Source organism: Ensifer sp. SSB1, assembly GCF_016652895.1.
GTDB lineage: Bacteria > Pseudomonadota > Alphaproteobacteria > Rhizobiales > Rhizobiaceae > Ensifer.
The window spans coordinates 23,390-30,424 of the sequence record NZ_JAEPRP010000082.1 but is presented as its reverse complement, the minus strand read 5'-3'; the positions used below and the strand labels follow the sequence as shown (position 1 = coordinate 30,424).

Annotated in this window: 7 protein-coding genes; 4 read left to right on the top strand and 3 right to left on the bottom strand. The window is 62.8% G+C overall.

Features of this window, described 5'->3' with window-relative positions:
- Positions 1-962, bottom strand: a 962-nt coding sequence (locus I8N66_RS20385) for an FAD-binding oxidoreductase (protein WP_291157084.1), incomplete at its 3' end; no start/stop codon positions are given.
- A complete protein-coding gene (locus tag I8N66_RS20380; RefSeq protein WP_113539193.1) occupies positions 959-2,326 on the bottom strand; it encodes a glutamine synthetase family protein in 1,368 nt (455 codons plus the stop codon). The genes I8N66_RS20385 and I8N66_RS20380, both read right to left, overlap by 4 nt.
- Positions 2,327-2,547: 221 nt before the next feature.
- On the opposite strand from I8N66_RS20380, the gene I8N66_RS20375 reads away from it, so the two are divergent.
- Complete coding sequence (locus I8N66_RS20375; protein ID WP_291157081.1) at positions 2,548-3,240, top strand: GntR family transcriptional regulator; 693 nt, start codon at positions 2,548-2,550, stop codon at positions 3,238-3,240.
- A gap of 336 nt (positions 3,241-3,576) precedes the next feature.
- The gene (locus I8N66_RS20370) at positions 3,577-4,680 is read left to right on the top strand and encodes an aminopeptidase P family protein (protein ID WP_113539191.1); all 1,104 of its coding nucleotides are present in this window, start codon (positions 3,577-3,579) and stop codon (positions 4,678-4,680) included.
- Between the two features lie 62 nt (positions 4,681-4,742).
- Here the strand turns inward: I8N66_RS20370 and I8N66_RS20365 are convergent, their stop codons facing one another.
- Positions 4,743-5,000: a hypothetical protein gene (locus I8N66_RS20365; protein ID WP_113539190.1), complete on the bottom strand. Its 258-nt coding sequence runs from the start codon at positions 4,998-5,000 to the stop codon at positions 4,743-4,745.
- A 145-nt stretch (positions 5,001-5,145) separates the two neighbouring features.
- Here I8N66_RS20365 and I8N66_RS20360 point away from each other — a divergent pair, with 145 nt between their 5' ends.
- A complete protein-coding gene (locus I8N66_RS20360) occupies positions 5,146-5,862 on the top strand; it encodes a FadR/GntR family transcriptional regulator (protein ID WP_113539189.1) in 717 nt (238 codons plus the stop codon).
- On the top strand, positions 5,859-7,031 hold the full coding sequence (locus tag I8N66_RS20355) for a PLP-dependent transferase (RefSeq protein WP_291157079.1): 1,173 nt from the start codon (positions 5,859-5,861) through the stop codon (positions 7,029-7,031). Before I8N66_RS20360 ends, I8N66_RS20355 begins: the two co-directional genes overlap by 4 nt.
- The last annotated feature ends 4 nt before the right edge of the window (positions 7,032-7,035 follow it).

Genomic DNA, 7,035 nt, shown 5'->3' with positions numbered 1-7,035 from the left:
TGTTGAAGGTGGACGCTGAGATGGAAAAAGCCCGGAAGAATTGGTTCTTGGTCGGCGGACAGGCGGAAATAATCGAGAATGTAGCGTACGTCCTCGACGCACATGTCGCTCGGGATCAGCGAATGGGCGAGTTCTTCATCAAGCGGCGCCGTGGTGATCATCTGCGTCGAGACCGGCATGACGCGCGAAACGAGCTTCGGCACCGCATCGCCGAGATAGGCATTGCCGCAGAGCACGACGATGCGCGCCGAGACTTCGCCACCTTCTGTGTAGACCGTCGGCCGTGCCGCCTCGTGGTCGACCCGCGTCACCGGCGACTGTTCGTAGATCGTGCCGCCGATGCTTTCGAAGGCGCGGGCCTCGCCCAGCACCAGATTGAGCGGATGCATGTGGCCGCCGGTCGTATCGAGCATGCCGCCGCAATAGGCGTCCGACTTGACGAGCTTGCCAAGCGCGTCGCGATCGAGAAGCTGGTGATCGTCCATACCGTATTTGCGCCAGAGCGCCTGCTTGGCTTCGAGCTCTTTCATATGCGCCGGCGTATAGGCGGCGTAAATATTGCCCGGCTTCAGGTCGCACTCGATCTGGTACTGGCTGACGAGGCGGCGAATGATCTTGCCGCCTTCCTGTACCAGCCCGCCGACGAAACGCGCCGCGTCCTCGCCGTAGCGGCGCTGGATCGTCGCGAGACTGGCATTGAGGCCGTTGACGACCTGGCCGCCATTGCGACCCGAAGCGCCCCAGCCGACCTGAGCCCCTTCGATGACGACGACGTTGTAGCCTTTTTCCGCAAGGTGGATCGCCGTCGACAGGCCGGAATAGCCGGCACCGACGACGCAGATATCGGTCTCGACCCGGCCCTGAAGCCGGACCGGCGTGCGGACGATGTTGCGGGAGGCGGCATAGTAGCTGGTCGGGTAGCTGCCGTCGCCGGCATAGGATTTCTGTTTCGTAAGCATCAGACGATTTCCAGATAGGCGCTGAATTCGTAGTCCGTGACCTGCTCGGCAAAGCCTGCGATTTCCTGGCGTTTGCAGGCGATCAGCATCGAGCGCAGCACGGGGTCGAAAATTTCGGCGGCAATCGGTCCGGCCTCGAAGGTATCGACCGCTTGCCCCCAATCGGAGGGAATTTTGGGCAATTTCTCCGCTGCATAGGCCCGCCCAGAAACCGGCGCCGGCGGCTTCCATTTGTTGCGGATGCCGACGAGTGCTGCGCCAAGAATCGCGGCGATGACGAGATAGGGATTGGCATCTGCGCCTGCGACACGATGCTCGATGCGGCGCGCATTGGGGTTGCCGCCGGGGATACGGATTGCCGAGGTGCGGTTCTCATAACCCCAGCAGACGGCGGTCGGCGCGTGCGTATCGGGACGCAGCCGCCGGTAGGAATTGAAATGCGGGGCAAAGAGCAGCGTCGTCTCGGCCATGCCGCGCAGCAGTCCGGCGACGGCGTTCTTCAGGATAGGCGATCCCTCGTCACTGCCATCGTTGAAGACGTTGTTGCCCTCTTCGTCGAGCAAGCTGAAATGGATGTGCAGACCATTGCCAGAGCGGGTGCCATAGGGCTTCGCCATGAAGGTCGCGGCAAGACCATGCTTGCGCGCCACACCCTTGACGATGCGCTTGAAGAAGATCGCGTCATCGGCCGCCTTCAGCGGATCGTCGGTGTGAAGCAAGTTGATCTCGAACTGGCCGATGCCGTTTTCGGCAATCGCCGCATCCGCCGGCACGTTCTGCCGGGCGCATTCCTTGTAGACGTCGGAGAAGAACTCGCCGAAATCATCGAGCTCGTCGATCGACAGGATCGCGTCGGAATCGAGCCGCTTGCCGGTATAGGGTGAGATCGGCGGCACCGCGCTGTCGGGCTCCGGATCGATCAGGTAAAACTCCAGCTCCGTCGCGACGACGGGGCGAAGGCCGAGCTCCTTGTACTCACGCACGATGGCTGCCAGCGCCTGGCGCGGATCGGCGAGGAACGGCTTACCGTCTTCGAGCTGCAGCCAGAGCGGCACCAGCGCGCTCGGCCGCGAGGTCCAGTTGACCGGCAATGCGCCGCGGCCGGTGACGCCGCAGATGCCGTCACGGTCGCCGCTCGCAAATACCTGCTCGCTGTTGATGATATCCTCGCCCCACACGTCGACGCCGACGATGGACAACGGCATGCGGATGCCACCGCCGAGCACCTTTGCGGCCTGTTCCACCGGCACGCGTTTCCCCCGCATGATGCCATTGAGGTCGCAGACCACGGCCTGAATGCTTTCGATCGGCCCGTTCTGCTCGAGCCATGCCTTGAATGCGCTGGGATCTTCCGCGTCGAGCGACATATCGCAAATCTCTTTTTGTGATCACATTTTCAGATTGTTGACATAATTCAGGAATTGGAGTCAAGCATGAGCGATGCTATCAGGCGTTTGACGTAGAGCGGCATGCAGGAAAGTGAATGCGGGTCTCCGCCCGCATCGCACTCGTAACGATAAGTAAGGATCGCGATGACCAGGGCCGAACAGACCCAGGATCATCGCAACGGGCAGAAGGACAGGCGCTCTTGAAACCCCTTGTTTTGCCGCCACTTGCGCGACCCGACGGCATGACCACCCATGACTATGCATTCCACCGTCTGCGACAGGCGATCATGGTCGGCGCGTTCCGCCCCGGCACCTCGGTCACTATCCGCGGCCTAGCCGAAGCGCTCGAAAGCAGCCCGACACCGGTGCGCGAGGCCCTGCGCCAACTGACCTCCATCGGCGCGCTGCAATTTCTGGAAAACCGCCGCATCGTCGTGCCGCACATCACGCCTGCCCGTTTCGAGGAACTGATCTCGCTGCGCATCGCACTCGAAAGCCATGCCGCGCGCCGCGCCGTCGCCCATCTTTCCGAGCGCCAGATTGAAAAGATCACGGCGATCGATGACAGCATCGAGATGGAGATCCGTGGAGGTGACAAGGTGGCGGCGTTGATCGCCAACCAAGCGTTCCACCGCATGATCTACACGGCCAACCCCGATCCGGTCGCCATGCCGCTGATCGAGAGCGTCTGGCTGCAGCTCGGGCCCATTCTCGGCATCGCCATGGAACATGTCACCGAACTTTATGTGGTGGATCGCCACCGCGAGGCGATCGAGGCACTGAGACGGCGTGATGAACAGGCCGTCGCCGATGCGATCGCCGCCGACATCCGGGAAGGCATCGGCGGCTTCGACCAGCAGGCGGTGGCGCGGCTGCTACGATTGGCCGCCTAAGCCACCCACATCATGCCGTATAGGCACAAATTTTAGTGTGACTAAAATTCCGTATTGACAACACCAAAGTCCGACACCAAAGTCGTGCAAATACAAACGCATAGTGACGGGAAGCGCGCAGCCTTCCGGCCTATGTTCGCGCATTCGAGGGGGAGGAGTCCGCTTGAAGAGCCAAAGAGCCACTTCCCGGGGCAGCACCTGCACCGGCCGCAAGCATTCCCCGTAACCGCCGCTTCGCGCTGAAACGCCCAGCGCCTCCATTCCGCCGTCGATGAACGCCACTGCTGCGTCAAAGGCGCGCGCGTCTCGTTTCCTCAAACCAGAATTGGAACCCCCATGAACGAACTCACCAAGACCCGTTTTGCAGCGCTCCGCCGCAAGATGGCCGAAGGCAATGTCGGCCTCATCGCGCTCGCGCCGGGATCGCACATGGATTGGCTGATCGGCTATCATCCGCATCCGGACGAGCGGCCCTGCCTGCTTTTGATCGGTCCGGAAAAGGAAGCCTTCCTGATGCCGGCGCTCAACGCCGAGGGCACGCGCGAACACACCGACATCGCCTTCCACAACTGGGCTGATGACCTTGGCCCGGCCGCTGCCCTTTCTGCCGCGCTCGCCGATGTCGGCGCCGAGAAGCCCGGCCGGGTCGTGCTCGACGAAACCATGCGCGCCGATTTCGCGCTTCTGCTCATCGATGCGCTCCCCGCCGATACCGCCCGCGAATTCACGCCGGCAACGCTCGGCGCGCTCCGCATGCGCAAGGACAAAAGCGAGTACGCGCTTCTGAAGATGAATGCCGGCATCGCCGACCGTGCCATGCAGGCGGCGTTTTCCAAGATCCGCCCAGGCATGACCGAGAAGGAACTGGCCGCCGAAATCCGCGGACACTTCGCCTCTGAAGGCGCGGCACCGGCCTTCTGGATCGTCGGCGCCGGCGGCAATGGCGCTTTCCCGCATCACTCGGCCAGCGAGCGGGTGATCGAGGAAGGCGATGCGGTGGTCATCGACATCGGCGGCCGCAAGCAGGGCTTCCCGAGCGACATCACCCGCATGGCGATCGTCGGCCGCGCGCCCGAGGGATACGGCCAGATCCACACCATCGTTGAAAAGGCCGTACAGGCGGCGATGAAGGCAGCACGCCCGGGCGTCCTCGCCAAGGAAGTCGACGCCGCCGCCCGCAAGGTGATCAGCGATGCCGGCTACGGCGAATACTTCGTGCACCGTACCGGCCACGGCATGGGCATCGACGGCCACGAGCCGCCTTACATCACCGCGACTTCGGAAACCGTTCTGGAAGAAGGCATGGTCTTCTCGATCGAGCCCGGCATCTATCTGCCCGGCCGCTTCGGCATCCGGCTTGAGGATATCGTGATCCTGCGCGAGGACGGGCCGGAGGTTCTTTCCTCCCTGCCCCGCGACGTTCACGTCGCCCGGGTCTGATCAAAGTTGCGGCGCCTTCAGGCGCCGCTTCTCTTTGCCGGTTCACTTGGCGGTACGGAAACCTATTGAACCGGCCGCTTGCGCGGCGTCGGCATTCCGCTCTCCGCCCCCTTCTTGCCGGATTGCTTCTTGTAGACCGGTTGCTGGTATTCAACAGGCGGCCAGATCCAGTAGTGCCCGTAGGGCTTGCGCTGGACCCCTTCGTAATACTCGCCCTTCCGCGTCCGCATCTGCGCCTCGGTATCGCCCACGACCATCGTCACTGCGAGGAACGCGCCCAGCATGGCTGCGACCACGAACTGACATTCCGATTTCATCATCACCAAAACTCCTTGCCTCCCTGTCTACGCCTGGAGCGCTCGGGGTCAACATGTCCACGTTTATCAGTTCTTGCTTGACGACCTACCCTGCCTTGGTCATATTGGTGAGATGTCAGACCAATTTGGCCTCTGGGGAGGGAGCCGAATGAATGAACCGGCAAGAGCGGCGCTGATGCCCCTGCCCCCGGCCGATCGGGCCCAGCAGGTGATTGCCGCGTTGGCTGACTACATCGAACAATCGGGCCTGAAGCCGGGCGAACGCCTGCCAGCCGAGCGCGAGTTGATGACGGCGCTGGCCGTCGGCCGTTCGACCATCCGCGAAGTCATCCGCCACTTTCAGGCACTCGGCGTCGTCGAAGCACGCAAGGGCAGCGGCACCTATCTGCTGCGCACGATTTCGGGCGCGACCGTCCATATGCCGCTTACCCTCGATGCGGCTCATCTGCGCGACGTGCTGTTGATGACACTCGAAGTGCGCCGCGGCATCGAGGTCGAGGCCAACATGGTCGCCGCCCGCCGTCGGACCGAAGACGACCTCAAGATCATCGAAATCAAGCTCAACGAAATGGAGCGCGTGCATATCGCCAAGGGCACGTCGGGCCCGGAAGACCTCGCCTTCCATCTTGCGATCTACGACGCCACCCACAACCCGCTCTTCCGCCAGCTTCTCGAACAGATGCGCGAAGCTTTCGAGCGCTTCTGGGAAGAGCCCTTCGACCGGTCGGACTTCGCCCGCCGCTCCTTCCCGTTCCACCGCACCCTCTTCAACGCGATCGCGGCTCAGGATCCTGACACCGCGCGCGAAGAAACGCTGAAAATCCTCGCGATCGTCGAGGAAGACATCAAGGAAATGTCCAAATGACCAACGGCCTCGATCCGTTCGACCACGCCTCGCTGATCGTCGCGCATGACGAGGGCAATGCCTTCGATGCCGTCGTGCCGCCGATCGTGCAGACCTCGCTCTTCACCTTCAAAGACTATGACGACATGGTCGCCTCCTACCGGGGCGAGCGCGTACGGCCGATCTATACCCGCGGCCTGAATCCGACGGTTCGCATGTTCGAGGAGATGCTGACCAAGCTCGAAGGCGGCGAGGACGCAATCGGTTTTGCCAGCGGCATGTCGGCGATCTCCTCCACTGTGCTTTCCTTCGTCGAGCCGGGCGACCGCATCGTCGCCGTCAACCATGTCTATCCCGATGCCTTCCGCCTCTTCGGCACGCATCTGAAGCGCATGAAGATCGAGGTGACCTATGTCGACGGCCGCGACGAGGAAGCGGTTGCCAAAGCGCTACCCGGCGCCAAGCTCTTCTATATGGAAAGCCCGACGAGCTGGGTGATGGACACCCACGACGTCGCGTCGCTGGCCCGCCTCGCCAAGGACCAAGGCATCATCACCGCGATCGACAACAGTTGGGCAAGCCCGATCTTCCAGCAGCCGATCTCGCTCGGCGTCGATCTCGTCATCCATTCGGCGTCCAAGTATCTCGGCGGCCACTCGGACGTCGTCGCCGGCGTTGTCACCGGATCGAAGGAACTGATCGGCCGCATCCGCTCCGAAGCCTACCCGTATCTCGGTGGCAAGCTTTCGCCCTTCGATGCCTGGCTCCTGATCCGCGGCCTGCGCACCCTGCCGATCCGGATGAAGTCGCACGAGCGTTCGGCGCTTGAAGTCGCGCGGCGGCTGCAGGCCCATCCGCTGGTCGAGACCGTCTGCCATCCCGGGCTCGGCAACACGCTGCCGCCGGGGCTTTCCGGCACCTCGGGCCTGTTTTCCTTCATCTTCCGCGAGGGCGTCGATGTCAGGCGTTTTGCGGATCATCTCGAACTCTTCAAGCTCGGCGTTTCCTGGGGCGGACATGAAAGCCTCATCGTGCCGGGCGAAGTCGTGCTGTCACAAAAAGCCCAACCCAATTCCGCGGCCGCCTTCGGCATCTCGCCGCGGTCGGTACGGCTCCATGTCGGCCTGGAGGGAACGGAGGCCCTCTGGAGCGATCTCGAAGCGGCGCTCGCCGTGGCTTCGACTGACTGACAGG